Source organism: Exiguobacterium sp. (assembly GCF_020832205.1).
Classification (GTDB): domain Bacteria; phylum Bacillota; class Bacilli; order Exiguobacteriales; family Exiguobacteriaceae; genus Exiguobacterium.
The window spans coordinates 1-24,861 of sequence record NZ_JAFIFD010000053.1; the positions used below are offsets into that span (position 1 = coordinate 1).

28 protein-coding genes and 2 riboswitches are annotated in these 24,861 nt (G+C 54.2%); of the genes, 9 read left to right on the top strand and 19 right to left on the bottom strand.

Going from position 1 to position 24,861, the window contains the following annotated elements; all coding sequences use genetic code 11:
• From JJU47_RS13925 to JJU47_RS13945, 5 genes are all read right to left on the bottom strand, one after another.
• Positions 1-329 (bottom strand): YidH family protein (locus tag JJU47_RS13925; protein WP_228620554.1); only part of this gene is annotated, 329 nt, incomplete at its 3' end.
• Positions 330-343: 14 nt separating this feature from the next.
• Entirely contained in the window at positions 344-985 is a 642-nt protein-coding gene (locus JJU47_RS13930; protein WP_228620556.1) for a response regulator, read from the bottom strand.
• The gene (locus tag JJU47_RS13935; protein WP_228620558.1) at positions 972-1,997 is read right to left on the bottom strand and encodes a PAS domain-containing sensor histidine kinase; all 1,026 of its coding nucleotides are present in this window, start codon (positions 1,995-1,997) and stop codon (positions 972-974) included. The genes JJU47_RS13930 and JJU47_RS13935 overlap by 14 nt, the downstream gene beginning before the upstream one ends.
• 120 nt (positions 1,998-2,117) lie before the next feature.
• Positions 2,118-2,675 carry a hypothetical protein gene (locus tag JJU47_RS13940; RefSeq protein WP_228620560.1) on the bottom strand — a complete coding sequence of 186 codons (558 nt, stop codon included), beginning with the start codon at positions 2,673-2,675 and terminating at the stop codon, positions 2,118-2,120.
• Between the two features lie 16 nt (positions 2,676-2,691).
• Positions 2,692-3,885: an FAD/NAD(P)-binding oxidoreductase gene (locus JJU47_RS13945; protein ID WP_228620562.1), complete on the bottom strand. Its 1,194-nt coding sequence runs from the start codon at positions 3,883-3,885 to the stop codon at positions 2,692-2,694.
• A 330-nt stretch (positions 3,886-4,215) separates the two neighbouring features.
• Here JJU47_RS13945 and JJU47_RS13950 point away from each other — a divergent pair, with 330 nt between their 5' ends.
• The gene (locus JJU47_RS13950; RefSeq protein WP_228620564.1) at positions 4,216-5,394 is read left to right on the top strand and encodes a TsoY family (seleno)protein; all 1,179 of its coding nucleotides are present in this window, start codon (positions 4,216-4,218) and stop codon (positions 5,392-5,394) included.
• 63 nt (positions 5,395-5,457) lie between these two features.
• Here the strand turns inward: JJU47_RS13950 and JJU47_RS13955 are convergent, their stop codons facing one another.
• Genes JJU47_RS13955 through JJU47_RS13965 form a run of 3 tightly spaced genes read right to left on the bottom strand, consistent with a single transcriptional unit; the run spans position 5,458 to position 8,036 of the window.
• Positions 5,458-6,513: a threonine aldolase family protein gene (locus JJU47_RS13955; protein ID WP_228620566.1), complete on the bottom strand. Its 1,056-nt coding sequence runs from the start codon at positions 6,511-6,513 to the stop codon at positions 5,458-5,460.
• A 49-nt stretch (positions 6,514-6,562) separates the two neighbouring features.
• The gene (locus JJU47_RS13960) at positions 6,563-7,543 is read right to left on the bottom strand and encodes a zinc-binding dehydrogenase (protein ID WP_228620568.1); all 981 of its coding nucleotides are present in this window, start codon (positions 7,541-7,543) and stop codon (positions 6,563-6,565) included.
• Position 7,544: 1 nt separating this feature from the next.
• Entirely contained in the window at positions 7,545-8,036 is a 492-nt protein-coding gene (locus tag JJU47_RS13965) for a lactoylglutathione lyase family protein (protein WP_228620570.1), read from the bottom strand.
• Between the two features lie 112 nt (positions 8,037-8,148).
• Between JJU47_RS13965 and JJU47_RS13970 the strand changes: the two genes are divergently transcribed.
• Positions 8,149-8,454: a winged helix-turn-helix transcriptional regulator gene (locus JJU47_RS13970; RefSeq protein ID WP_228620572.1), complete on the top strand. Its 306-nt coding sequence runs from the start codon at positions 8,149-8,151 to the stop codon at positions 8,452-8,454.
• A 29-nt stretch (positions 8,455-8,483) separates the two neighbouring features.
• Here JJU47_RS13970 and JJU47_RS13975 read toward each other — a convergent pair whose 3' ends face one another.
• Positions 8,484-8,864 carry a VOC family protein gene (locus JJU47_RS13975; RefSeq protein ID WP_228620574.1) on the bottom strand — a complete coding sequence of 127 codons (381 nt, stop codon included), beginning with the start codon at positions 8,862-8,864 and terminating at the stop codon, positions 8,484-8,486.
• A gap of 79 nt (positions 8,865-8,943) precedes the next feature.
• Here JJU47_RS13975 and JJU47_RS13980 point away from each other — a divergent pair, with 79 nt between their 5' ends.
• Positions 8,944-9,423, top strand: a complete 480-nt coding sequence (locus JJU47_RS13980) for a GNAT family N-acetyltransferase (protein ID WP_228620577.1) — start codon at positions 8,944-8,946, stop codon at positions 9,421-9,423.
• A gap of 15 nt (positions 9,424-9,438) precedes the next feature.
• Here JJU47_RS13980 and JJU47_RS13985 read toward each other — a convergent pair whose 3' ends face one another.
• The 5 genes from JJU47_RS13985 to mtnK are packed head-to-tail and all read right to left on the bottom strand — an operon-like array spanning position 9,439 to position 15,069.
• On the bottom strand, positions 9,439-10,440 hold the full coding sequence (locus tag JJU47_RS13985; protein WP_228620579.1) for an ABC transporter permease: 1,002 nt from the start codon (positions 10,438-10,440) through the stop codon (positions 9,439-9,441).
• Between the two features lies 1 nt (position 10,441).
• On the bottom strand, positions 10,442-11,815 hold the full coding sequence (locus tag JJU47_RS13990; RefSeq protein WP_228620581.1) for a sugar ABC transporter ATP-binding protein: 1,374 nt from the start codon (positions 11,813-11,815) through the stop codon (positions 10,442-10,444).
• Entirely contained in the window at positions 11,815-12,891 is a 1,077-nt protein-coding gene (locus JJU47_RS13995; RefSeq protein ID WP_228620583.1) for a sugar ABC transporter substrate-binding protein, read from the bottom strand. The genes JJU47_RS13990 and JJU47_RS13995 overlap by 1 nt, the downstream gene beginning before the upstream one ends.
• Positions 12,884-13,918, bottom strand: a complete 1,035-nt coding sequence (gene mtnA / locus JJU47_RS14000) for an S-methyl-5-thioribose-1-phosphate isomerase (protein WP_228620585.1) — start codon at positions 13,916-13,918, stop codon at positions 12,884-12,886. The genes JJU47_RS13995 and mtnA overlap by 8 nt, the downstream gene beginning before the upstream one ends.
• Positions 13,915-15,069, bottom strand: coding sequence for an S-methyl-5-thioribose kinase (gene mtnK / locus JJU47_RS14005; RefSeq protein WP_228620587.1), 1,155 nt, complete (start codon positions 15,067-15,069; stop codon positions 13,915-13,917). The genes mtnA and mtnK overlap by 4 nt, the downstream gene beginning before the upstream one ends.
• A gap of 81 nt (positions 15,070-15,150) precedes the next feature.
• A riboswitch (SAM riboswitch) is annotated at positions 15,151-15,254 on the bottom strand.
• Positions 15,255-15,459: 205 nt separating this feature from the next.
• Positions 15,460-15,562: riboswitch (SAM riboswitch) on the top strand.
• A gap of 71 nt (positions 15,563-15,633) precedes the next feature.
• Between mtnK and JJU47_RS14010 the strand changes: the two genes are divergently transcribed.
• From JJU47_RS14010 to JJU47_RS14025, 4 genes are read left to right on the top strand one after another with little or no spacing between them, the layout of a single operon-like run.
• Positions 15,634-16,788 carry a 2,3-diketo-5-methylthiopentyl-1-phosphate enolase gene (locus JJU47_RS14010; protein ID WP_228620589.1) on the top strand — a complete coding sequence of 385 codons (1,155 nt, stop codon included), beginning with the start codon at positions 15,634-15,636 and terminating at the stop codon, positions 16,786-16,788.
• Positions 16,785-17,435, top strand: coding sequence for a 2-hydroxy-3-keto-5-methylthiopentenyl-1-phosphate phosphatase (locus JJU47_RS14015; protein WP_228620591.1), 651 nt, complete (start codon positions 16,785-16,787; stop codon positions 17,433-17,435). Before JJU47_RS14010 ends, JJU47_RS14015 begins: the two co-directional genes overlap by 4 nt.
• Positions 17,432-18,049: a methylthioribulose 1-phosphate dehydratase gene (locus JJU47_RS14020; protein WP_047374913.1), complete on the top strand. Its 618-nt coding sequence runs from the start codon at positions 17,432-17,434 to the stop codon at positions 18,047-18,049. Before JJU47_RS14015 ends, JJU47_RS14020 begins: the two co-directional genes overlap by 4 nt.
• A 14-nt stretch (positions 18,050-18,063) precedes the next feature.
• A complete protein-coding gene (locus JJU47_RS14025; RefSeq protein ID WP_047374911.1) occupies positions 18,064-18,597 on the top strand; it encodes a 1,2-dihydroxy-3-keto-5-methylthiopentene dioxygenase in 534 nt (177 codons plus the stop codon).
• 41 nt (positions 18,598-18,638) lie between these two features.
• On the opposite strand, the gene JJU47_RS14030 is transcribed toward JJU47_RS14025, so the two are convergent.
• Positions 18,639-19,469, bottom strand: a complete 831-nt coding sequence (locus JJU47_RS14030) for a TerC family protein (RefSeq protein ID WP_228620593.1) — start codon at positions 19,467-19,469, stop codon at positions 18,639-18,641.
• 251 nt (positions 19,470-19,720) lie between these two features.
• On the opposite strand from JJU47_RS14030, the gene folE2 reads away from it, so the two are divergent.
• Positions 19,721-20,629: a GTP cyclohydrolase FolE2 gene (folE2, locus tag JJU47_RS14035; protein ID WP_228620595.1), complete on the top strand. Its 909-nt coding sequence runs from the start codon at positions 19,721-19,723 to the stop codon at positions 20,627-20,629.
• Between the two features lie 34 nt (positions 20,630-20,663).
• Here folE2 and JJU47_RS14040 read toward each other — a convergent pair whose 3' ends face one another.
• The 3 genes from JJU47_RS14040 to pta all read right to left on the bottom strand — a co-directional run bounded on the left by JJU47_RS14040 (position 20,664) and on the right by pta (position 22,242).
• On the bottom strand, positions 20,664-20,831 hold the full coding sequence (locus JJU47_RS14040) for a hypothetical protein (RefSeq protein ID WP_228620605.1): 168 nt from the start codon (positions 20,829-20,831) through the stop codon (positions 20,664-20,666).
• Positions 20,828-21,127 carry a rhodanese-like domain-containing protein gene (locus JJU47_RS14045; RefSeq protein ID WP_228620597.1) on the bottom strand — a complete coding sequence of 100 codons (300 nt, stop codon included), beginning with the start codon at positions 21,125-21,127 and terminating at the stop codon, positions 20,828-20,830. Before JJU47_RS14045 ends, JJU47_RS14040 begins: the two co-directional genes overlap by 4 nt.
• A 125-nt stretch (positions 21,128-21,252) precedes the next feature.
• Positions 21,253-22,242 (bottom strand): phosphate acetyltransferase, encoded by a 990-nt coding sequence (gene pta / locus JJU47_RS14050; protein WP_228620599.1) that lies wholly within the window; start codon positions 22,240-22,242, stop codon positions 21,253-21,255.
• 336 nt (positions 22,243-22,578) lie between these two features.
• Here pta and hemQ point away from each other — a divergent pair, with 336 nt between their 5' ends.
• On the top strand, positions 22,579-23,352 hold the full coding sequence (gene hemQ / locus JJU47_RS14055) for a hydrogen peroxide-dependent heme synthase (RefSeq protein ID WP_228620601.1): 774 nt from the start codon (positions 22,579-22,581) through the stop codon (positions 23,350-23,352).
• Positions 23,353-23,584: 232 nt separating this feature from the next.
• On the opposite strand, the gene JJU47_RS14060 is transcribed toward hemQ, so the two are convergent.
• On the bottom strand, positions 23,585-24,523 hold the full coding sequence (locus JJU47_RS14060) for an ATP-grasp domain-containing protein (RefSeq protein ID WP_228620603.1): 939 nt from the start codon (positions 24,521-24,523) through the stop codon (positions 23,585-23,587).
• Positions 24,524-24,861 lie beyond the last annotated feature (338 nt).

Below are 24,861 nucleotides of genomic sequence, written 5' to 3' on the forward strand. Positions count from 1 at the left end.
AACACCATCCCGAACGCGAGCTCGACGAGGCTCATCTTCGCCGATTTGAACTGTTGCGAGTTGATCGTCTGCACTTTCTTCAAATAAGAACGGGTGCCGACGAGAATCGTCGCGATACCGAACAGAATCGACAAGATGCCGATGGCCGTGATCAATTGATGCTCGGCCCCGCTCAAGTTCTCGCTCCGATAGTAATGGAAGTTCGTCACGAGGAAGCCGATCCCGATGACGGTGATGGCCGTCCGAATCCAGGCGAGAAACGTCCGCTCGTTGGCGAGATGTTGTTGAATGTATTGTGAATCGACCGTCTTCTCTAAATCTAGTTTCATCGTCTTCCCTCTCTCTAGCGATCGTAGTCAATCAACCGATTTTTCAATGCGAATTGAACGAGTTCGTGCCGGTGTTTCAACTGAAGTTTCTGCATGACACGGCCTTTATGGTTCTCGACCGTCTTCGGGCTGATACCGAGCTTCTCTCCAATTTCGATATTGCCGTAACCGAGTGCCGTCAAACGTACAATTTCCGACTCCCGCCGTGTCAGCACCGTGTCTGTCTTTTGTAACGCCATTTTCTCGATGAACGACTCTGACAGAGACGTCGCATAGTATCGTTTCCCGTCCATCACTTGTTTGATGCCATCAACGAGTTGCCCCGGGTCGCTGTTTTTGGATAAATAGCCAGGCACACCGAGCTCGAGCGCGCGTTTAATGTATAGTTCCTCGTCGTGCATCGTGAGGAGGATGACTTTGGCGGTCGGCACTTCTTCCGCTAACGCTTTCGCTGTCATAAATCCGTCGAACCCATTCGGCATCGTCACATCGAGCAGTACCACATCAGGCGTCGTCCGAATCGCTTCCTGGATGGCCGTCATCCCTTCGGCCGCCTCCCCGACAACGTTGATGTCTTTATATGGACGAAACATCAACTTCAACCCGCGCCGGACGAGTTCATGGTCGTCGACAATCAGTACGTCAATCGGCATCATAGCGACCTCGCTCCACCGGCACGGTCACTGAAATGTCGGTGCCTCGTCCGATACTCGATTCGAGGGTGAACGCACCATGAACCGTTTTTGTCCGTTCTTCCATGTGCCGAAGTCCTAATCCTTTCGCCACTTCTTGTGGATTGAAACCGACTCCGTCATCTTGGAACAACACGTCGATGCGTCCGTCACGCTCAACGATACGGCAGTTGACCGCACTCGCCTGTGCATACTTCATGCAATTGACGAGCGCTTCTTGAATGATGCGATACACATTGATTTCGATGACGCGGTCATAGCGGTCGGCTAAGCGAATGTCGACCCGAAACGTGACGAGCGGGTATCTGGTGGCGAAACTGTCAAATAGTACGCTAAGCGCCGAGCCGAGTCCGAACTGATCGAGCTCGATTGGGCGCAGTTGTTTCGAATAGCCGCGCACGTTGTCGATCAGTCGGCTCACTTCGGCAAGTACGGACTCGATGTAGTCTTTTTTGTCCGGGTCGGACACATCGGACTGGAGCGCACCTAGGGCGAGGGAGATGCTGAACAACGATTGACCGACGCCGTCATGGAGTTCTTGGGCGAGCCGTTCGTGTTCTTCCTCCCGGGCTCGGATTAATTCCCGTACCATCTGTTCACGGAGGGCATGCGCTTCCCGGCGCTTACGCTCCGTAAAGTCACGCAGCACGAGCAAATAGTACGTCGCGCCCGACGTCGGATCGTTCAAGATGCGCGCCGTGTTCATCTCCACATCAACCATTTTCCCCGAATATGTCGGCATCTCTGATGTGAAGTATGGGGAGCGTTCATGTTGCATCAAGTAGCATCGCTCTTCCTTTGGACCGACTTCACGTCGTTGACAAAATGAACAGTACGGGACGGGCTCTCCTAACCGCCATCCGGTCAATTGTTCAGCCGCCTCGTTCATCGTGATGATGTTTCGATCATGGTCCATCACGATGACACCGTCTTTTAACACGTTTAAAATTTGGTGTTCAAAATCTGGAAGTGCCAATCCGTCCCCTCCTTTCTGTTTGCCTACTCCTCCCCTCTATCATACCCCCACGGGTAATCGAAGCCAACTATTTGAGCATACAAAACCCGGACGTGGTGCATCCACGTCCGGGAGAGTTTGTTATGTTTTTGTTTGCTCAGACAAAACTTCGACCGTCGCCTGCATATATTTGAGCCCGTGTTGGACCGATGGCTCTTTCAGCCAACGTACGAGCGAGAACAGCGTGATGTGACGGTCATCCCGCTCGGCCCGGGCCCGGATTTCGGTGAGCATCGTCCGTGTCGCATCAGCTTTTTCTTTTACGGGTGAGACGTATTCGTCGACTCGTTGCCCAATCAATTCCCGCGTCTGTTCGTCCGTATAAACGTCTTCTGCGAAAGCGAGTACTCGTTCGAGTTGATTCGTCACTTGAAGCAGCATCGGCAGCTTCTCGGCGAGCTTTAACGCCGCCTCGAGCGTCTCAATTTGTACATTCGATTCGTCAAGGAGCGTGTCGATTTTTTGTCTAACTTGCTGATCGTTCACCGTAGCCACACCGAAATCGACGGCATCTTCGAGACGACGGAGCGATCGCTCAATTTCCGGCAACCGTTCGACGAGCGAGACGAGCGCGCGCTCGACGTCGGGCCGTGTCAACGCGGACTCTAACGTCTGTTCGTTCATGGTTGTATGTTCCATCGCTTTGTCCCCTTCCTCACATTGTCCCTTTCAACATCCCGTTCCAATACATGACCGGCAGAAAATCTTTTTTCAAGATATACATACTGTGGCGTTCTTTCGCTTGATTGAACGGCATCGACTCTTGCGGTACTTTTTCATAATCGAACTCGGCCAAGATGAGCTTATTGTAACCGGTGACAATCGGGCATGACGAGTAGCCATCATATGACGCGACTGGGACACGTCCGTACATGAGATCAATCACATTTTTAGCGACGACGGGCGCCTGTTTCCGAATCGCAGCTCCCGTCTTCGACGTCGGCAAATTCGTACAGTCCCCGAGTCCGAAGACGTTTTTATACTGCTTATGTTGGAGCGTATACATATCGACGTCGACCCAACCGCCCGCATCGGCGAGCTCACTTTCTCGAATGAAGGCAGGTGCTTGCATCGGTGGTGTGACGTGAATCATGTCATAATGCACCTCGAACGTCTCACCGCCATCTAGCTGTTCAAACACAGCGACTTTGTCGTCTGCTTTGATTTCAATCAAATTGACGCGAAAATGTGTATCAATTCGTTTTCGTTCGAGTACTTTTTCGAGTGCCTCCCGATACTTGGCGACGTCAAAGATGGCCGGGTTGGCAGATCCGAAGACGATTTTACTGTTACTGCGGACACCTGTTTTCACAAAATAATCTTCCGCCATATACATGATTTTTTGAGGTGCCCCGCCGCATTTCACAGGTGAGGCCGGGTGCGTGAACAAGGCGGTCCCGCCTTCAAAACCCCTAAGGGTATCCCATGTATAGTCGACATGTTCATATGAATAGTTACTGCAGACTTGTTTCGTCCCTAACGCGGACTCCAACCCTTTAATCCGTCCCCAATCGATTTCAATCCCTGAGGCGACGACCAAGTAATCGTATTGAATGGTTCCGTTATGTTCCGTCTCCACTTGATTGTTGGCTGAATGGAAACCGATCACCTTGTCTTGAAGCCATTTCGCCCCGCTTGGGATGAGTGATGCCATCTCGCGTTCCGACTCTTCCTTTTTCGCCGCGCCTGCTCCGACAAGCGTCCAAAGCGGTTGATAATAATGTTTCATTTCAGGATCGATTAACAAAATCTCACCTCTCAAATGATGCTGCTCCCGCAATAAACGAGCAGCCACACTGATTCCTCCTGTACCGGCTCCGACGATGACGACTCGATAGTGTGTACGCATAAAGCAATCCCCTTTCGTCTCTCAAATGATTGACTATTTTATGTCAAATCCGTGAACTCCCTCACGTCTTCAGCATAATTGAAAGCGTATACAAATTATATAGGGGAAGTCCCTCATTTTCGCCAGATGCCTAGTACTGATCTCATTTTTCACGATTCTGCGTACATCCATCGCGCTCGAAAATTCGTGATTTATATCACTTCACCATGCCGACATCTCACTTTCGGATCGGCATAGGGGATTCCCCTCATATCGCGAGAAACGTATTGACCCCTTATACCGTAGGGGGTATAAAGTGATTATCTAATTGTTTAGGAGGACTTTTTTACGATGAAACAATCTTATCATCCGCTCTACTTCTTATCAGCCCTCGGTAACGGCGGGCTCGCCGTCTCATTTTTCATGTATTTCATGTTTTTAATCCCCCATCCGGATTCGCCATTGCCTCACTTTGATCATCTGCGTGCCACATTTGGATCCGGAGGAATGGCACAGCTCCTTGTCGTCGCGGTCTCAATCATTATCTTGGCGCTCGCGGCGAATCACTTCCGTTTACTCGTTTGGAACATTCGTTCGTTCCACGCGTTCAAGCGGACGTCGGCGTATCAAACGCTCAAAGGGACACCCGGTGAAGTGGCCGTCATGGCCGAACCGCTGACATATGCGATGAGCGTCAACGTTCTGTTCATCCTCGGCGCCCTGTTCGTCCCAGGGCTATGGGCGAACGTCCAGTTCCTCTTCCCATTCGCCTTGGCCGCTTTCCTCGTCATCGGTGTCTATGCCCTCGTTCGGTATGTGCAATATATCGCCAACGTGGTGGCGAACGGTACGTTCCCGGTCGACAACTTGAACCAGTTTGGTCAATTTTTAGGCGCATTCACGTTCGTCATGGTCGCCGTCGGTTTGGCGAGCCCTGCTGCGATGGCGACGACACCGTGGGTTTCCGTTATCTCGACAGTCGCTTCCCTGTTTTTCTTGTCACTCGTCGGTGGGATTTTACTCTTCTTCGGTGGCATGAGCCTGCGCGCCGTATTGGCGAAAGGCTTGGCCAAACCTGGAGCCCCGACCATCTGGTTGCTGATTCCAATCTTCACGCTCACTGGAATCACGTTCGTTCGCCTATATTCGATGGTTTCTCACCGCATACTCGATACCGATGTGAACACGGCATTGTTATTCGTCGTGCTCGGTTTTTTATTCATGGCGAGCACGGCTGTCGGTTTGATTGGGTTCAACGTATTGCATCGACTTGACTACTTCGACGAACAACCTGACGGCGCGGCAAGCTTCGGTCTCATCTGTCCAGGAGTCGCCTACGTCGTCCTCGGCATGTTCTTCGTCCATTGGGGACTCGTTCAAAACGGCTTTATCACGGCGCACAGCTTGATGCATTACGTCATCTTGTCCCCGCTCGTGTTCATCCAAATGAAAACGATTCAATGGCTCATCAAACTGTCAGTGAAACATCTTACTAAACGACAAGACGTCTCGAAACTCGAGGCCGCATGAGGATCATTCTTCGAGAAAAACCCTGCCGAAACATTCGTTTCAGCAGGGTTTTTCTCATTGTTTTCAGGAGAGTCGATCGAATACTAAATCGAGCTGTGCCGCTTCAATCGCTCCAACCGCATCGCCGACACTGATCTCGGTCGAGCAATAACCGTCATGCGGGACGAGGTATCCGCTGATGCCGATGCCAGTCTCGTCTTGAACAGCCTGCATCCGTGCCGCGACCGCCTCATACTCCCCTTCCACATGAAGATGGAACATATTCGTCACTGGGACGTCCGGCGTCGTCCAGACACCGTCGATCGCATTGAAGCGGTGTGCGAGTTGTTTCGCTTGTTCATAGTACGTCTCCATTCGGTCTTTTCGAAGCTCATAGTAGTAGTTGGCCGGGATGATGTACGGGTACAGACCGATCAAGTCGCCGCCGTAGCGCCGTTTCCATATTCTCGCCTCGTCACAGAACGGTTTCGGTCCGGCTAAAATGGCGCCTGCGATGCCGCCGATGCCTTTATAAAACGACACGTAGACGCTGTCGAACAAAGCGCACACTTCTTCGGCCGTCTTCTCATAATACGGTAACGTCTCAAATAAACGCGCCCCGTCGAGGTGCAAGCGAATGCCACGCTCACGACAATGGCGACTGATTGCCTCAAGTTCTGTGAACGGCGGCAAGTAGCCACCGAGCTCCCGTTGCGGCAACTCAATCAACAGACAAGCCACATCCGGCAGCGCCTGCACTTCTTCAAAAGTCATCAACCGGTCCGACTCCCCGATCAAGATCGGCTCGAGGTGATGCAGCTTCTTTAATCCATCCTGTTCGTGAATCTCTAAATGACAGAGCGGATGGTAGGCGACGCGTGGATTGTCGGTCTCGTCCGCCCAGATACGTAACGCGATTTGTTGCGCCATCGTGCCGCTCGGGAAAAAGATCGCGTCTGCTGTCCCGAGCGTTTGCGCCATTTTTTGTTCGAAACGCTCAATCATCTCCCCTGTTCCGTAATGGTCGCTCGCCTCGTTCGGATCGACTTCAGCGAACGCTTGTTGCAATACTCCGACATTTCGTTTCCCGTGACCGCTCAGTTGATGAGCTGTTTGCTGGTACGATGCCCGTAAATCCATGTCATCCCCTCCAAAAAGAGCCTCCTGTCATAAGACAGGAGACTGAAATTTAGTCCCGTACCCGAACGATCAACTTGCCGCGTACTTTTCGTGTTTGAAGCTGTTCGAGCCCCTCTTTTAAGCGGTCGAACGGTAACACGTCCGTGACGAGGTCGTTCAGTTCGCCCGCTTCGAGCAGTTTCATCAACTCTTCGGCCATATACGCCAAGTTGCGGATGGCGCGTTCGTCCTCACTCGCATGGGCCGCACCGAGGGCGACTTCGTGAATCGACGGCGATAACGTAAACCCTTTCACGTTCGACGTATCCGGTGGCCCGGCGATATAGGCGAGCTGTCCGCTGAACGCGAGCCGGTCGAGGTCCGCCGTCGCCACGTCGCGACCGACCGTGTTCAAAATCAAGTCGACACCGCGACCGTCCGTTTCTTCTAACACACGTGCCGTCACGTCTTCCGTGTTGTAGTCAATGGCCACGTCCGCTCCGAGTTCTTTCACCCAATCAAAGTTGTCAGGTGACGCCGTCGTGAACACTTTGAGCCCAAGTTTCTTCGCGAGTTGAATCGCGTAACCGCCGACGCCGCCCGCTCCGGCGTGGATGAGAATCGTCTCTTTATCGCGTGTGTTCAGTTTCTGCATGACCGCCTCATACGCCGTCATGCCGGCACAAAGAATTGCTGCGGCCGCTTCGTCGCTGACGTCTGGCGGAACGACGGCGCAGGCGCGCGCATCGACGACCGCATACTCGGCGAAGCCGCCGTTGTTCGCGAGACTCGTATGGACGGCGACACGTGAACCGGTGATGATATTGGCGAGGCTCGAGCCGACTTCGACGACTTCCCCGACGAGGTCGACCCCAAGGATGTGCGGGTACGCCCACTTCGGGTTGCCGTTCGTGCCGACTTTATAGTCGACCGGGTTCAAGGCGACCGCCTCGACTTTGATGAGCAGTTCGCCCGCTCCAGGTGTAGGACGCTCCGTCTCACCGAGATGCAAATGTTCGAGTCCTGGTTGATCGAGTAACCATGCTTTCATGTCAATACGCCCCTTCCGAATACGTCAGTTCATAGGAATGCGAATAAATTTCGACGAGGTTGCCGAACGGGTCTTCACAGTACACCATCCGATACGGCTTATCACCCGGGTAATATTCACGGATTGGCATCCGTTGTTTGCCGCCATGGGCGACGATTTTCTCGACGAGCCCTTCGATGTCCGGGTCTTGGACGCAGTAGTGGAAGATACCCGTCTTCCAAAACTCGAAATTGTTTTCGGGGTTCTCGTTGTTCGGAAACTCGAACAGCTCAATGCCGATTTTATCACCGGTCGACATGTGGGCGATTTTAAAGCTGCCCCAGCCCGGTCCGAACACGTCGGTACACATGACACCAATCGGGGAGTCGTCCTCGACGACGTCCGATGGCTCCATGATCGTGTACCAGCCCATCACATTTTCATAAAATTTTACGGCTTCTGCCACACTCGGGACCGATAGCCCGATATGGGAGAACGTACGTGGATAAGTCAAATTCATCCGCTCCTTTTTAGTTGCTCATTTCGCAGGATAACGATACGATCATCTGAGTCGAAATGGAAGTACGCACATTCAAGTAACTACCCGAAAGCGAGGCGAATTGAACATGACGATTCCGTTCCCCGTCAACAAGGCGCTCGACATCATCGGCGGTAAATGGCGGCCTCAAGTGTACTGTACGCTCGAGAACGGTCCGCGCCGTTTTTCTGACATTCAGCGCGCCATTCCTGACGTCAGCCGCAAAGTGTTGACCGATCAACTGCGTGAGCTCGAACAGCTCGGCATGGTGCGCCGCGACGACTACTCGACCGAGAAACAGCTTCACGTTGAATATTCGCTCACCGAAGAAGCGCTCAGCTTGCAACCGGCGATGAAGGCGCTTTGCGCATGGGGCGAGACACGAGACGAATAAACCCTCGCCCGAGTCCGGCGAGGGTTTTGTCATGAGGCGAACAGGCTGATGAGATTGCCGTCCGGGTCGACGACGATGGCGTAACGTTGTCCCCACGCCGCATCCCACGGGTCGCGATGAATCACATACCCTTGTTTGACGATGTCTTCAAACAAGGAATCGAGCGCTTGTCGACTCTCGCACAAAAAGGCGAGCTCGACCCGATGTCCCGATGCCGGTTTCCATTCCCCGTACACCGACTCAGCCACTTCGACCGTATCGAACGCGAACCGGACGCCGCCGTCGTCGACTTCGACGTGTGCTTCCCCATTCATCGATTCCGGAACGTTCAACCCGAGCAGACGATAAAAATCGAGCGCCCGTTTCATGTCTTCGACGACGATCCCGACCATGTCTAGTTTGATTCCCATGAAGTCACCTCATTCTGTAAGTTGGTGGTACTATTGAGAGTGTATCACCTCATCATCATTTTGAAACGAGGAAATCAACATGGGTTATCAGTTCGCATTGCTGTCTCAAGATCAAGCCGAAACAATCGCCTACACGTGGCACTACGATGACGATTACGCATTTTATGATATGGAGGCCGACGAAGACGATTTAGCCGAATTTTTAGATGCAGACCAGCGCGGCCAGTCGGTGTTTGCCATCACACATGATGCCGAACTGATTGGATTCGTGAGCGTCACGCAATCGGATGACGAGACGATCGATATCGGGCTCGGCATGAAGCCCGATTTGACCGGAAAAGGAGGCGGACGGGCGTTCCTCACGTCGATTCTTAACTTCATCGAGGCGACGTACGCGCCCCGTCGCGTTACATTGGCCGTCGCCGCCTTCAACGAACGGGCGATTCGATTGTACGCAGCTTGCGGCTTCAGACAGACCGGTTCGTTTCAACAACCGACGAACGGGAGTGTGTATGACTTCGTCCGGATGGAACGAAAAGAAAGTCCTCAGAACCTTTGATTCTGAGGACTTTTCCTATGCGAACTGTTTCTTTTGCACGTACGACAGTCCGAGCGCCGCGATCAAAATCGCACCCTTAACGATGTCTTGTGCATAATACGGCACGTCCCACATCGTCAGCCCGTTCAACAAGATGCCAATCAAGACGGCACCGATCAACGTGCCGACGACGTTTGGCCGACCGGTCCCAAAGACGGCGTAACCGATATAGGCGGCCGCGACGGCGTCCATCAAGAGCGGTGCCCCGGCCGACACTTGTCCAGTGCCGATGCGTGACGCCAAGATGATGCCGCCGATGGCTGCGAACAGTCCGCTCAACACGTAGGCGTACAGCTTGATGCGATTGACACGGATCCCGGATCGTCGTGCCGCCTCGACGTTCGAACCGACGTAATAAAACTCGCGTCCCGTCTTCGAATACGTCAAGAACAGATGCGCCCCGGCGAAAAACAATACCATCAAGATGGCGACGAACGGGATAGGTCCAATCGAGCCTTGACCGATGAAGAGGAACGACGGGATGAAACGTCCCGGCGCCGTCCCGCCGTCGATCGGCATATTATCATAAATCGAGAACCCTTTCGTATATGTCAATTGGACACCGTTGATGACGTACATAATGGCGAGCGTCGCGAGCAAATCCGGCAAGCGAAACTTGATCGTCACGAGCGCGTTCAACAGACCGACGAGCACGCCGAGCGCAATCGGGACGAGTAATGCGACGAGCAGCTCTTGACTATGTAAGACGAGGCTTGACGCCGCTCCGACCGTCGCGAGACTCGCCGTCGAGCCGACCGACAAGTCGAAGCCGCCGACGATGAGCGAGAACGTCACCCCGAGGGCGAGAAGTGAGACGATCGACACGGATTTGATGATGTCGCTGAAGTTCGCGTACGTTAGGAACTGATCGTTCGTCACACCGAAGACCGCAATCAGGGCGAGAATAGCGAACAACGTCCCGTATTGTCCGATGCCGGCTAGGCGCTTCGTTCGTTCTTTTAATACGAGTTGGGCCATATCAAACCTCTCCTTTCTGTTGCCACCGCCCGCGGTCGAGCCAGAGCGTCCGGTTGGCGACACGTTCTAATTCTTGCGGTTCACTCGAGGTGAAGACGACGGTCTTCCCATCTTTAGCGAGTCGCGTCACGAGTTCATAAATGTCCCGTTTCGCCGTCACGTCGACGCCCTTTGTCGGTTCGTCGAGCAAATAGACGTCGCGATCTTCAAGGAGCCACTTGCTGAGGACGATCTTTTGTTGATTGCCTCCGCTCAGTTCACGCACCGGTTGATTGAGACGGTCATATTTCACGCGGAGCGACGACAAGACGCGCGTGACCGCCTTCCCTTCCCGAGCAATCGCCAGGACGTTCCGCTCGATCGAGTCGTCTAGAAACAACCCTTGTTTACGGCGCTCTTCCGGCACGAGGGCGAACCCGGACCGGACGGCTTGACGCGGTGTTTGAATCGTCACGCGTTTCCCATCAAGCGCAATCGTTTGAGGCGCGCCGGATAAACCGAACAGCGCCTCGATGAATTCGGTCTTGCCGCTCCCGGTGACCCCGCCGATGCCGATGACTTCGCCTTTGTAGGCGGTGAACGCTAACTCGGTCCCGAACGTCGGGAGCGTGAGCGTCGCCTCGAGTTGAACGGTCTCGGTCGGTGTCGCTTTTTCTAAATCATGGGCTAGCTCTGTCCCGCTCAACAGCGTATGGACGCGGCCATCAGACAGTGCTTGATACGGGCCTTCGTAGACGACGCGACCATCGCGGAGGAACGTCGCCGTTGTCGTGACGCGCGACAGTTCGTCCGACCGGTGGGTGATGAGCAGGATGCCGACCCCCTCTGAGGCGAGCGTCTGTAACAACTCGAGCAATGCTGCCGCGTCATCGGTCGACAACGCGGCCGTCGGTTCATCGAGCAATAAAAACGACGCCTCACTCGCGAGCGCACGCGCAATCAGAATTCGTTGTTTGACACTGAGCGGATAACGACCGACCGGTTTGGTCACATCGATGTTGAGACCAACTCTCTCCAAATAGTCGGCCGCCCGTTGTTTTAACGCACGCGGTCGGATTCGGTTGACCGCTTGCCACGGCACGACGTTCTCATACACCGGCAAGTCGAGATAGAGTGCATCATCGACTTCTTGGGACACCGTGATGATGCCACGCCGGATCGCCTCGGCCGGGGTGAACACGACCGCCTTATCGTCAACGTGGACCGCACCGGACGTCGGGGTCGTCGTCCCGTTCAATAGTTTGATTAACGTACTTTTTCCGGCCCCGTTCAGTCCGAGTAGCCCGTGGACCTCCCCGCGACGGAGCGTGAACGTGACGTCGTCGAGCACCGTCACGTCCCCATACCGTTTCGTGATGCGTTCAAGCCGTAGCATCAGTCTGTCCCTTTCATCCAATCCGACCAGGCGGCGTCCGATGCGCCCCAGTTCGGGACGTATTGACCGAGATCATCCATCGTCACTTTCTCATCCGGCAAAACGTCGCGGTCCACCAAATACGGGTCGACCGAATGGATCGACGGCGTCTCTTCCCCGGCAAGTTTTTGATAGGCGTAGCGGACTTGGATCCGTCCGATTTCTGCTGGATCGGTCGCCGCCGTCACTTTCCACGGACTCCCGTCTTCTTGCATGAGCTGAAGATCCTCGTCACTCAAATCGATTCCGTAAACGGCGATCTCATCGCGCCCAGCTTGCTTGATGGCCCGGCTCGCCCCTTTAGCGAACTCGTCCCACATCGCGAACACAGCATCAATCTCGCCTTCCGGATACTTCTTCAAAATGGCTTCCATCTGGCTCTGTGTGTCGAGTGCCGTATTGTTCGTCGCCGAACCGAACTTGGCGACTTCCTCGATGCCCGGGTACCGTTTCAAGAACGCGTCATAGATTGTGTGGCGTCGCTCCATCGGCGTGAAGCCGCCGACCCAAATCGTGACGATTTTCCCTTCCCCGTCCAAGTCTTCAGCGAGCGCTTTGAGCGAACGCCAAGCGAGTGAGTAATCGTCTTGGTCGATGACCGTGACGCCCTCGTTCGTCAAATCGTTGTCGAATGCGACGACTTTAATCCCTTTATCGAGCGCGCGCTGGACCGGTTCTTTCAACGCGTCGGCCCGACCATGGTCGATCAGGATGACGTCTACCCCTTGCGTCGTCGCCGTGTCGACGTAACTCGCCATCTTCGAAAGGTCGTTGTCGGCGTTATACACTTTCACGTTGCCGCCGAACGACTCGACTTGTTCGGTCACGCCGTTGATGTATTGCGACGAGAACGTCCCAATCGACATCTGCATGACGAGAGCGACGTCGATGTCTTGCGGCAACGTCCCGTTCGAGGCCGAGACGGGTTTCGTCTCCGGCGTCTTCTCGGCCGGCTTCGCCGGGGCGGCTTGCTCGTTCGTGCAACCGACGAGCGCCAAGACGAATGTGAATAAGAAGATCAAGATTTTTTTAGACATGAATCGTTCCCCCTACATGATGTATGATAGCCGTCTCGTCCGCCTTGAACACGCCGGCCTCCGTGATGATTCCGGTGATGAGCTCGGGCGGAGTGACGTCGAACGCCGGATTGAAGACGGTGATGCCGACAGGAGCCGTCGGCTGTCCGCCGATATGCGTGACTTCTGATGGATTCCGCTCTTCGATCTCGATCGCGTCCTCCGCCGTCAAATCAAACGTCGAATGAGGTGCCGCGACGTAAAACGGGATACCGTAGTGGTTGGCGAGCACGGCGAGTTGGAGCGTGCCGATCTTGTTGGCGACGTGACCGGTCCGTGTGATGCGGTCAGCTCCGACGATGATGGCATCAACTCCTTTTGCTTGAATCGTCCAAGCAGCCATATTGTCGGTGATGAGCGTGACGTCGATATCGGCTTGGTCGAGTTCCCAGACGGTGAGCCGGGCCCCTTGCAGGAGCGGCCGTGTCTCACAAGCGAAGACGTTGAACGCCACACCGCGTTCTTTCCCGACATAAAACGGGGCGAGCGCGGTGCCGTAACGTGATGTCGCAATCGCCCCGGCGTTACAAATCGTCAAGATGTTTCCGCCTGCCGGCAGCACTGAAAGCGCATGCTCCCCGATGGCCCGATACGTGTCGACGTCCCGGTCGTATAACGCGACGGCGCGACGCTCGATTTCCCCGGCAATTTGTTCGAAATCTTCACCGCTATTTAACGCCAAGAGCGAATCGATGACGTTTTGCAGGTTGACCGCTGTCGGTCGTGTCGCAATCAAGCGGCGACCGACGATTTCAAGACGGCGCGTGAAGTCCGGATCGTCCACTAACCGGCCCGCCTCTTTCGCGAGGACGAACGCCCCGAAATAGGCGATGGCCGGTGCGCCGCGCACTTGTAGCGTCTCGATCGCGTGTTCGGCTTGTTCAAGCGTGTCGATTGTCACGTAACGCTCTTCGTGAGGGAGGAGCGTCTGGTCCAAGATGATGAGCTCGTGCGTCGATGCGTCGAAGCGAATGTTTCGGACGGTCATACGCGCACCCCCGAGAGGAGCGTCACGAGATCGTCAATCGATTCGACGGCGTTTCGCTCTTTGATGAGGGTTGCGCCGAGTGCGAGCGCATCCCGTTTCCGCTCGAGGCGCGCCGCCTCCGGGAGCGTCTCAAGGTCGGCGACGCCGGCGAGTCCGATGGCGCGGCGGATGAGCTCGCAGCCGGCGTATCCGATCGTGTCGCTGAAAATTGTCCGGAGCAACTCGTCGACGAACCCGTCCGTGTTGAACGGCTCGACCGCGTTCGTGAAGTTGTGGCGGAACGTCTTCTCGAACGTCTCCCATACAGTGAGGACGTCAGTGAACCGTTCGAAGCGCTTGAGCGGGTCGTGGAACGTCGCGAGCGTTAAATGGGCGATGATTTGACCGACATCAAAGCCGAACGGCCCATAAAATGCGAACTCCGGGTCGATGATTTTCGTCTCCCGTGATGTCGCAAAGATGCTGCCGGTATGTAAGTCGCCGTGAAGCAAGGCGTCGTGTTTCGTGACGAATCCGACTTTCAGTTTCGCCACTTCGACTTTTAGCGCCTTGTCTTGCCAAAGGCGCTCGACGTCCGTGCGAAGCGCCGCCTCGATGTTATTCGATTCGGCATCTTTATACGGGTCGGTGAAGATGAGTTTTTCGGTGATGTCGCATAGTTCCGGGTTGTAATACTCCCGCTCTTTTCGTTTCTTCTCGATCGGTCCGGCCGCATAGTCGGACGTCGCAAACAGCGTCTCCCCTAAAAATTCTCCGACGTGACGGGATAGCTCAGGATAGCTCTTTCCGTCCAGCAGGCCAGTCCGTACAATATCAAAAGCAGACAAGTCTTCTAAAATTGTATAGGCGAGTGTCCGATCGCTCCCGAGGACGTCCGGGACGAAACGCGGGACGACGTCGGCGAACTCCCGAAGCGCCAACTGCTCGATCCAGGCCCGCTCGAGCGTGAGCGGCCAGCTCTCCCCGACGACTTTCGCGTACGGAAGCGCTTGTTTCACGATCAAACTCGTCTCACCTTGACGAATGCGAAAGACGAGGTTCAAGTTGCCGTCACCGATCTCTTCACACTGGGCGATTCCCTCTTCCTCGATCAATCCGAGTGCCCGGACGTGCTCGACGACGGTCTGTTCTGTAAATGGTTGATATGCCATGATTGTTTCCCCTTTCGGTATGATTCCCACAAAAAAAGCCCCTTTCTCCGCGAGAAAGAGGCACAGCCAAATTGGTTGTTCCTCTCATCTTTCAGACGTCTGTCTGGTGGATGTAGCACCGTGCCTTACTGGTCGGTTGCTGCGGCGTCATCGGGCCAATTCCCTCTGCCAACTCGCGATAAGAGTGTCGTATTCGATTGTGTGAACGTGTTGTGATGAATATTACGGACTGTGCGCCATACTTGTCAACGACGATTTGTGACGAGCCGACCCACTTTTTCTTTGCATATATGGAAACAACTTTCAAAAATAATTTTTTTCAAAAAAAGGAATTGACGCTGTGACGATTCTGTGCAAAAATTCAATTAAATTTCACAACTTCAAATCATATTCTTATCAAGAGCAGACGGAGGGGACAAGCCCGATGATGTCGCAGCAACCGACCCGATTGGGCACGGTGCTAATTCTTGCAGCGTAAGCTGAGAGATAAGAGTTCATTTTTTCATGATGACCTCTTGCCTCGGCATGGGGTCATTTTTTGTGTGACCGGAAGGAGGAACGACCATGGGCATCATTGCCACTTATGAAATCAACCGTACTGACCGCGTCGCCGATATCGCCGAGAAAATCGCGCTCGAATTGACCGTCGGCACATGGACAGACTTGCCCCATTTAGAACGACAACAGTTACAGGCATACCGCGGCGAGGTCGTCTCGACGTCCCATACAGACGCGACGATCCGGTTCACGATCCGGTACCCGATTGAAAACGTCAGTCCTGACTTCTCGTCGATGTTGACGACGACGTTTGGGAAACTGTCACTCGATGACTCGGTCCGTTTGATTGATTTCGAGCTACCTGCATCACTTTCAACCGACTTCCCTGGCGCCAAGTTCGGTGTCGACGGGATTCGCGAACAGCTCGGCGTCGACGATCGCCCGCTCGTCATGAGCATCTTTAAAGGCGTCATCGGACGGGACTTACAGTTTTTAGAACAGCAACTGCGCGACCAGCTCGCCGGTGGCATCGACATCGTCAAAGACGACGAGATCTTGTACGACAATCCGCTCACCCCTTCGCTTGAGCGAGCGCGCATCGGCGCATCCGTGATTCAAGAACATTTCAACACGACGGGAAAACGCGCACTGTATGCGGTCACGCTGAGCGGCCCGGTGTTCGGGTTGCGCGACCAAGCACGCCGCTTGATCGAGGCGGGCGCGACGGCACTGTTGTTCAACGTCTATACATACGGACTCGATGCACTCCGGGAGCTGGCGAAAGATCCCGCCATCCGTGTCCCGATTTTGGCGCATCCGGCGTTCGCCGGTGCCTTGACCGGGTCAATCAGCCACTCGCTTTTGCTCGGTAAATTCATTCGTCTCGCCGGTGCCGACTTGACGCTGTTCCCGTCCCCTTACGGCTCGCTCGCGACACCTCCAGACGAGGCGTTCGCGATTCGCGATTTCAGTGCCAAACCGCACTGGTCGAAGCCGATCTTACCGGTCCCGTCGGCCGGGATTCACCCGGGGCTCGTCGAAGACATCATCCGCGACTTCGGTACGGACGTCGTCATCAACGCCGGCGGCGGCATTCACGGTCATCCGGACGGCGCCGCTGCCGGTGCCCGCGCCTTCCGACAAGCGATCGAGCAGGCTCTCGGGCAGACCGGTCGAACGGATGCACTCGATGCCGCACTCAAGGTGTGGTCGACGCGATGACGGTCCATATCCTCTGTGACTTTGACGGGACGATCACAGCCGAGGACAACATCATCTCCCTCATGAAGGCGTTCGCCCCACCGGAATGGCACGCCATCAAAGAGGATGTGCTCGCCCAACACATTTCAATCCGGGCAGGCGTCGGTCAGATGTTTCACTTGTTGCCGAGTGCCGAGAAGACGGCGTATCGCGACTATTTGGTAGGACATATTCAACTCCGGCCCGGATTCGTTCACTTTTTGGAAGAAGTTCGTCAAAACGAGTGGCAGTTTGACGTCGTCAGCGGCGGGATGGACTTTTTCGTCCATCCGATTTTAAGCGGGCACGTTGACCCGGACCACATCTACTGCAACGTCGCCGATTTCTCCGCGGAGACGGTACGCATCGACTGGCCGCATGCTTGCGATGCATCTTGTACGAACGATTGTGGTTGCTGCAAACCGACGATCGCCCGCCGCATCGTCAATCCTGATGATCGTTTGATCGTCATCGGTGACTCGGTGACCGACTTCGAGGTCGCCAAGCAGGCCGACTTCGTCTACGCTCGCGGACAGCTCATCACGCTCTGTGAGACAGAAGGCATTAACTATTACCCGTTCGAGACGTTTGACGAGATCACTCATCATTTGAAGGAGGTGCCCGTATGAGCGTGACCGCACGTTGGCTCGAACTCGCCGACATTAAAGACGAACTCGCCGCCCGCGACTGGTTCCCCGGAACGAGCGGGAATTTGGCAATCCGCGTCTCGGACGACCCGCTCGAATTTTTAGTAACAGCGAGCGGACGTGATAAACGAAAACGGACGGCCGAAGATTTCGTCCTCGTCGATGCGGCCGGACGATTGATCGGTGAACAAAGCGGTAAACCGTCCGCCGAGACGCTGCTCCACGTCGAAGTGTTCAACAAAACAGAGGCCGCATGTTCCCTTCACGTCCATACGGTCGACAATAACGTCATCTCAGAACTTCACGCCCCAAACGGCGAAGTCGTCTTTACCGGACAAGAGATCATCAAGGCGCTCGGTTTTTGGGAAGAAGACGCCGTCGTCCGCGTCCCGATCATCGACAACCACGCCGATATCCCGACGCTTGCCTCTGCGTTCGCCCGACATGTCCATTCAAGCGCCGGTGCCGTCCTCATCCGTAATCACGGCATCACTGTATGGGGCGAGACACCCGATGCGGCGAAACGTTACTTGGAGGCCTATGAATTTTTGTTCAGCTACACGTTAAAACTACGCGCCCTAGGCGTCCATTCATAAGGAGGAATTGAATCATGGCAACCATCTATTTCCAACAAACAGAAGAACGTTACGTCGACCAAGCTGAAGTGAGCGCATTTTTAGAGTCGCGCGGCATCTTGTATGAGCAGTGGGACATCGATAAGCTCCCGGCTGACCTTCAAGAAAACTATCAATTGACCGACGAAGACAAACAAGCGATTCTCGCGACGTTCCGCGACGAGATCCGAGACGTCTCCGAGCGGCGCGGCTATAAGACCGCGGACGTCATCTCCCTGTCGGAGGCGACACCGAACTTGGACGAACTGCTCGTCAACTTCCAAAAAGAACACCACCACACGGATGACGAGGTTCGCTTCATCGTCAGCGGCCACGGGATTTTCGCCATCGACGACGCCGAGCGCGGCTATTTCAACATCGAGCTCAACCCGGGCGACCTGATCTCGGTGCCGGTGAACACGCGCCACTACTTCACACTCCAAGCCGACCGCCAAGTCGTCGCCGTCCGTATTTTCGTGACGACGGAAGGTTGGGTGCCGATCTACGACAAAGAAGACGTGACAGCCTAACAAAAAAATCCTGCTCTCCTTTAACGGGAGGCAGGATTTTTTTAATGTTTGACCGCTGACGGTTTCGATGAGAACCAACCCCAAAGAGCGATGGCGATCATGACCGACCAGAAGAAAAGTGTCCAGCCCGTCGAGTGGACGAAGCCGTGTGGAAGACCGATGAACTCAATCGGCGTTCCTTCTATTAATTCTTTAAAGCCCTCGTGTTCCAAGACGAGCACCGTCAACTTCACCCCGACCCAACCGACGATGATGAAGGCAGCTGTCTCGAGCGTCGGGCGCTGGTGCAATAGCTTTACGAATATCCGAGCGGCGAAACGCATCAAGACGACACCAATCAATCCACCGAGCAAGACGACGAAGAACTGACCGGAGTCGATGCCGCCGATTTCACCGAGGCCGAGCGCAGGAAGACTGACCGCGAGTGCGACCGCCGCGAGGATCGAGTCGACCGCGAAAGCGATATCCGCGAACTCGACTTTTGCGACCGTCCACCAAAACTCTTTGCGCGAGACCGGCTTTTCTGTCACGGCCGTCTCGGCTTTCGCTTCTGCCGCCAAGTCTTGATGCGGTGCCATATGTCGAGCCTTATACGTCATATACAGATGCCTTGCGCTCATGCCGATCAAGTAGAGCGCACCGAGCGCCTGCACTTGCCAGACGTTGATCAAAAACGAGATGAGGAACAATGCGAGGAATCGGAAGACGAACGCTCCGAGCAACCCGTAGAACAACGCTTTCTTTTGTTCTGTACGCGGCAAGTGTTTGACCATGACGGCCAACACGAGCGCATTGTCTGCAGATAATAGCCCTTCAAGGCCGACGAGTACGACGACGATCCAAGCATACTGCAGTACTAACTGCCAATCCATGTAAATCCATCTCCTTTTTGTTGTGTTCCTTCATATTTAAAAGTGACTATTTTTTTAAGTTCACGAGAACATTTTATTCCCATTCTTAATCAAAAGCAATCGTTATTTTTTCAGACTATGAAGTTTCTCACAAAAACAGGTTCGTAGCATGTTCAGAGAGCAAAATGGTACCCGGTTCATGTCCGTTTCATGATAAAATCCTAACAAGAACGAGTGGTGGTCCCCACCCTCTCAAAAAGGAGAATCCGATTATGTCTACAAGCCATGTCGCTTTACCTACTAAAGCAGAACGACATAAACTATTCGGTTCGGTCCCGCCAGTCAAAGGAACGAAACCGACAGAAAAAGATAAAATGGTCGATTTGCAAAATACACCGAAGAACTTCTTGTTCGCCCTCGACAGCGTCGGCATCTCAAACGTCAAACACCCGGTCAACATCGAAACGCCGGACGGCATCCAGTCGACGGTCGCGACGTTCGAGCTGACGACATCGCTCGTCCAAGACCGTAAAGGCATCAACATGTCACGCCTCACCGAGCAACTTGACGCGTACCATAACCAAGGCTGGACGGTGTCGAACGCTTCGCTCATCGAGTTCGCTCAAGAGCTTGCCGAGCGTATGGAGCAGACCGAAGGACAGCTTACGATCCGCTATCCGTGGTTCTTTAGCCGGAAAGCGCCGGCAACCGGACTCAGCGGTCTCATGAACGCTGACGTCATGCACCGCGTGTCGTACAACTTGGAGACGGGGACGGCGAGCGTCACGGTCGGACTCATCATCAACGTGACGACGCTTTGCCCGTGCTCGAAAGAAATCAGTGAGTACAGTGCCCACAATCAACGCGGTTACATCACAATCGAAGCCGGCCTCGACGAGACGTCGCTTGACGGATTTGACTGGCGTGTCGCCTTGCTCGACGCAGCCGAGTCAAACGCCTCGGCACCGCTTCACCCGGTCCTCAAACGTCCGGACGAAAAACGCGCAACGGAGATCGCGTACGAGAACCCGCGCTTCGTCGAAGACATGGTCCGCTTGATCGCCGCTGACTTGTACGAGATGAAACAAGTCGTCAACTTCTTCGTCGAATGCCGGAACGAAGAATCGATTCACCAACACGACGCGATCGCCTCGATCACGTTCGATAAGCGCGACAACTAAAAGGAGTGAAGCCGACATCGGCTTCACTCCTTTTTTATAGGCTTTGGATAAGGCGGATCGTTAACAAGATCACGATCAAAACGACCCACACCGCCCATACGATTCGCCATTTGGCCCAGTCGAGCCGTTTGACGAACGCGTACACGGTCAAAAACAAGGCGATGAGGAGCGGGATGACGACAAACGGGTTGTCGAGCATCACGCTTCGATGTCACCGTCCCATGCGAGCATGCCGCCTTCGACGTTGACGACTTTGTAGCCTTGTGACTCTAAGTGATCGCAAGCCGTCACACTGCGGCCGCCCGAACGGCAAATGACGTGATAGACGTTGTCTTTGGCGAGTTTCTCTGTCACGTCCGGGAATTCAGACAATGGATAGAGCGGCACGTTCGGGATGTGCCCTGCGTCGTACTCGTCTTGCTCACGCACGTCGATGATGTGGAGCGACTCCCCGTTCTCAAGTTTCTCCCGTAATTCAGTAGCATGGATGTTTTGCATGATGCTTCCCCCTTTTTAATGTATCCCCTACTAGTTTACCTCAGTTTCGTTCCAGACAAACTCCAATTGATCGTCGTGATCCTGCATGAAAAAAGCATCCTCCCCGAAGGAAGGATGCTCGTGACTTACGCTTCGTTGCGCTCGTCGATTGCTTGGGCTGCAGTGATGAGCGTCAATTTGTAGACGTCTTCTTCGTTACAACCGCGCGACAAGTCGTTGACCGGCTTGTTGAGACCTTGAAGGATCGGACCGATCGCTTCGAATCCACCGAAACGTTGAACCATCTTGTAGCCGATGTTCCCAGCTTCGAGGCTTGGGAAGACGAAGACGTTGGCGTTACCGGCCACGTCCGATCCCGGTGCTTTCTTCGCTGCAACGCTTGGGACGAACGCAGCGTCGAACTGAAGCTCGCCGTCGATCGGAAGGTTTGGCGCCTTCTCTTTAGCGAGACGCGTCGCTTCGATGACTTTTTCTGTCTCCGGCGACTTCGCCGATCCTTTTGTCGAGAAGCTGAGAAGCGCGACTTGCGGCTCAATGCCGAACGTCTTCGCTGTCAACGCAGACAAATAGGCGTTCTCGGCGAGGTCAGCTGCATCCGGAGCGATGTTGATCGCACAGTCAGAGAACACGTACTGCTCGTTATCGCGCACCATGATGAAGACACCTGATGTCTTCTTGATGCCTTCTTGCATTTTAATGATTTGAAGGGCCGGACGGACCGTATCGGCTGTCGCGTGCATCGCGCCAGAGACGAGACCTTCCGCTTTTCCCGTATGAACGAGCATCGTTCCGAAGTAGTTCACGTCTGACGTCAATAACTCATGGGCCTGTTCAGGTGTCGCTTTGCCTTTACGGCGCTCGACGAACGCCTCGACGAGCGTGTCGATGTCTTCGTACGTCGCTGGGTCGTATTGCGTCAAGTTCGAGATGTCAAAACCGTGCTTCGTTGCGACCGCATCGAGCTCGGCTTTTGGACCGATAACGATCGGGTCGACCATTCCGTCGTTTTTCAACCGAACCGCGGCGCCGAGGACGCGCTCGTCAACGCCTTCGGGCAAGACGATGGTTGGACGAATCGGGCTGACTTTCTGCTTCAACGTATCAAATAGTTTCATAACGGATGAACCCCTTTTCTTATTATAAGAATCACTTACGGTTTGTGACCGATTTCTGTCTTTATGCGATTTCAATTATACACAGGACCTTTTTTAAAATAAACTATTCTGCCCGATTCGTCATAAATCGCTTGAAATCAATCATTATATGAATAGAACAGTAATGCTCTTTTGACTGGTACAGGCTGATGTGAAGCCGTTTTCATTTCGAGCCCCGTCCTCACTTTTTCCTGTCCCGACTGTGATGAGACTCACAGACAGCATCAAACTTGGCAGTCCGCGAAGCGACTATGGTAAAATAAACAGCGAAGCCAAGTTCCTGAAAGGAGTTTTTTTATGTCAGAACGTCCTGCACCAACTACAGAGACACAACACGCCGCCGCCACGTTGGACGGTTGGTATACGCTCCATGATTTCCGCACTATCGATTGGACACGCCTTAAAGCGGTCGACGCCACGGTGCGCCAAGACATGATCGATGAATTCGTCGCTTTCCTCGCCTCGCTTGAAGAAGTGGAAGCGCGCGGTGAAGGCAGTCACGCCTTTTACTCGATTCTTGGGCAGAAGGCGGACGTCGTTTTGATGGTCCTTCGTCCAACGTTTAAAGAGCTCGAGCAAGTCGAACTCGCGCTTCGGAAGACGAAGCTGTATGACTACATGATTCCATCGTACTCTTACGTCTCGGTCATCGAGCTCGGCATGTACCGTGGCTCAGGTGACGGTGACCCGTACGAGAACCCGCATATTCGGGCGCGTCTCTATCCGACCCTTCCGAAAACGGCGCACATCTGTTTCTACCCGATGAGCAAGGCACGCCGCGACGGTGACAACTGGTACACGCTCTCGATGGATGAGCGCAAAGACCTCATGTACCGCCACAGCATGATCGGCCGCAGTTACGCCGGCAAGATCCAACAGTTCATCGGCGGTTCGACCGGATTTGACGGCTGGGAATGGGGCGTGACGCTGTTTGCAGAAGACTCGCTTCAGTTCAAAAAAATCGTCTACGAGATGCGGTTCGATGAAGTGAGCGCGAAATACGGTGAGTTCGGCGAATTCTACGTCGGGAACATCCTCCCGAAAGAAGAACTCGGCACATTCCTCGGGTAATCGAGGTTTATGTGAACGCTCCCTCGGGAATCCTTGTTTATAGAGGCAACTCCATAAATAATGATCAATGAGGTGAACAACGATGCGCGTGTTCAAGGAATCAGATCGAGACACTGCGGAACGTTTAGATTCGTTTATTGAGCGAATGGCACCGACTGCCGAGCTAGTCCAACTTCGATTTGAGCAACAGTTAAAACATACACAGCGAAAGGGTCAGGCAAAAGCCTGACCCTTATTTTGTCGTCTTCGCGTGGAGCGCGTCGCCGAGGAACGTAGCCAGTTCGAGCATGCCATACGTGCCCGCCTTCGCTTCTGCGTCCGAGTTATAGTTCGTGTTCGTGTTCACGTCGTAAGCATAGACGTTGCCGTCTTTGTCCTCGATAATCTCGATGCCCGCGACCGCGATCTCATTCGCCGCTAGGAACGCCTCGAGCTTAGCGAGGATCGGATGGTCGAACCGTTCGACAATCTCGAACTTCGCCGGCGGCGTCTCCCCGACCGGACAGAACTGGTCCTCGATCGAGCAAGCGTCCGCCGGGCAGAGTTCGAACCCTTCCGATGTGTCGACGCGTACCGCATACAAGAACTTACCGCCGATGAACTCACACCGTGTGATGAACGGTTGCGGCGCCTCGACGTATTGTTGAATCAACGTGATCCCATCGACCGAGTCCTCGAACGTCGGTCCATAGACGTATTCCTTCAACGCGGCAACGGAATGGAACAACTGTACCCCGAGCCCTTTCCCGGCCCGATTGTGTTTCGTGATGAACGGTGTCATCCCGAGCGTCTCGGCCGCTTTGACGATTTGAGCTTTACCGACAGCGGCAATCGTCTTCGGTACCGGAATCCCTTCACGCCGAAGCGCCGTATACTGGTTCACTTTGCTCACTTCGAGCCGGATGGCGCGCGTACCGTTAAAGACGGTCCGTCCGTTCGCCTCGAGCCAGGCGAGGACGCCTTCGGTCAGCTCCGGTGCGTAGCGATGTCCGCGCGTATGGGACGAAGCGCTCATTCGATTGTAAAACACCCCTTCAGGCGGCGGCGCCTCGATATCGATGAGCCCTTCATCTAAATGCCACAGTTCGTACGGCAATGCCAATTCATCAAGCCGTTTGACGAGGTGATCCGTCCACTCGTTATTCTCATGCAACACATAAATGTTCGCCATATTCATCTCCCCTTTTCTCATAATCTCACTTTATCACACCTATATCCGATTATTCCAATGTGCATAATTGAAGGTGCGTTGTTTCTTATATCATAACGATTTCATGGTATAATGAACTTAATAATACGTTGGAAAACGCGACAATTGATAAGGAAGTGATGTGTTTGAATGGTTCGATTTTAAGTACGGATAGTTTGATCTTATTGTTCGGTCTCCTCCTCGTCGCCGGTGTGCTCGCCACTCGGGTGTCGACGCGCTTCGGTCTCCCTGCCCTTCTTTTGTTCATGGGCATCGGGATGATCATCGGCAGCGATATCACTGGGCTTATTTTCTTTGAC

Coding starts and splice junctions, on each gene's coding strand:
- JJU47_RS13930 (WP_228620556.1), bottom strand. CDS start 985: ATGATGCCGATTGACGTACTGATTGTCGACGACCATGAACTCGTCCGG.
- JJU47_RS13940 (WP_228620560.1), bottom strand. CDS start 2,675: ATGGAACATACAACCATGAACGAACAGACGTTAGAGTCCGCGTTGACA.
- JJU47_RS13945 (WP_228620562.1), bottom strand. CDS start 3,885: ATGCGTACACACTATCGAGTCGTCATCGTCGGAGCCGGTACAGGAGGA.
- JJU47_RS13950 (WP_228620564.1), top strand. CDS start 4,216: ATGAAACAATCTTATCATCCGCTCTACTTCTTATCAGCCCTCGGTAAC.
- JJU47_RS13955 (WP_228620566.1), bottom strand. CDS start 6,513: ATGGATTTACGGGCATCGTACCAGCAAACAGCTCATCAACTGAGCGGT.
- JJU47_RS13960 (WP_228620568.1), bottom strand. CDS start 7,543: ATGAAAGCATGGTTACTCGATCAACCAGGACTCGAACATTTGCATCTC.
- JJU47_RS13970 (WP_228620572.1), top strand. CDS start 8,149: ATGACGATTCCGTTCCCCGTCAACAAGGCGCTCGACATCATCGGCGGT.
- JJU47_RS13975 (WP_228620574.1), bottom strand. CDS start 8,864: ATGGGAATCAAACTAGACATGGTCGGGATCGTCGTCGAAGACATGAAA.
- JJU47_RS13980 (WP_228620577.1), top strand. CDS start 8,944: ATGGGTTATCAGTTCGCATTGCTGTCTCAAGATCAAGCCGAAACAATC.
- JJU47_RS13985 (WP_228620579.1), bottom strand. CDS start 10,440: ATGGCCCAACTCGTATTAAAAGAACGAACGAAGCGCCTAGCCGGCATC.
- JJU47_RS13990 (WP_228620581.1), bottom strand. CDS start 11,815: ATGCTACGGCTTGAACGCATCACGAAACGGTATGGGGACGTGACGGTG.
- JJU47_RS13995 (WP_228620583.1), bottom strand. CDS start 12,891: ATGTCTAAAAAAATCTTGATCTTCTTATTCACATTCGTCTTGGCGCTC.
- mtnA (WP_228620585.1), bottom strand. CDS start 13,918: ATGACCGTCCGAAACATTCGCTTCGACGCATCGACGCACGAGCTCATC.
- mtnK (WP_228620587.1), bottom strand. CDS start 15,069: ATGGCATATCAACCATTTACAGAACAGACCGTCGTCGAGCACGTCCGG.
- JJU47_RS14010 (WP_228620589.1), top strand. CDS start 15,634: ATGGGCATCATTGCCACTTATGAAATCAACCGTACTGACCGCGTCGCC.
- JJU47_RS14015 (WP_228620591.1), top strand. CDS start 16,785: ATGACGGTCCATATCCTCTGTGACTTTGACGGGACGATCACAGCCGAG.
- JJU47_RS14020 (WP_047374913.1), top strand. CDS start 17,432: ATGAGCGTGACCGCACGTTGGCTCGAACTCGCCGACATTAAAGACGAA.
- JJU47_RS14025 (WP_047374911.1), top strand. CDS start 18,064: ATGGCAACCATCTATTTCCAACAAACAGAAGAACGTTACGTCGACCAA.
- JJU47_RS14030 (WP_228620593.1), bottom strand. CDS start 19,469: ATGGATTGGCAGTTAGTACTGCAGTATGCTTGGATCGTCGTCGTACTC.
- folE2 (WP_228620595.1), top strand. CDS start 19,721: ATGTCTACAAGCCATGTCGCTTTACCTACTAAAGCAGAACGACATAAA.
- JJU47_RS14045 (WP_228620597.1), bottom strand. CDS start 21,127: ATGCAAAACATCCATGCTACTGAATTACGGGAGAAACTTGAGAACGGG.
- pta (WP_228620599.1), bottom strand. CDS start 22,242: ATGAAACTATTTGATACGTTGAAGCAGAAAGTCAGCCCGATTCGTCCA.
- hemQ (WP_228620601.1), top strand. CDS start 22,579: ATGTCAGAACGTCCTGCACCAACTACAGAGACACAACACGCCGCCGCC.
- JJU47_RS14060 (WP_228620603.1), bottom strand. CDS start 24,523: ATGGCGAACATTTATGTGTTGCATGAGAATAACGAGTGGACGGATCAC.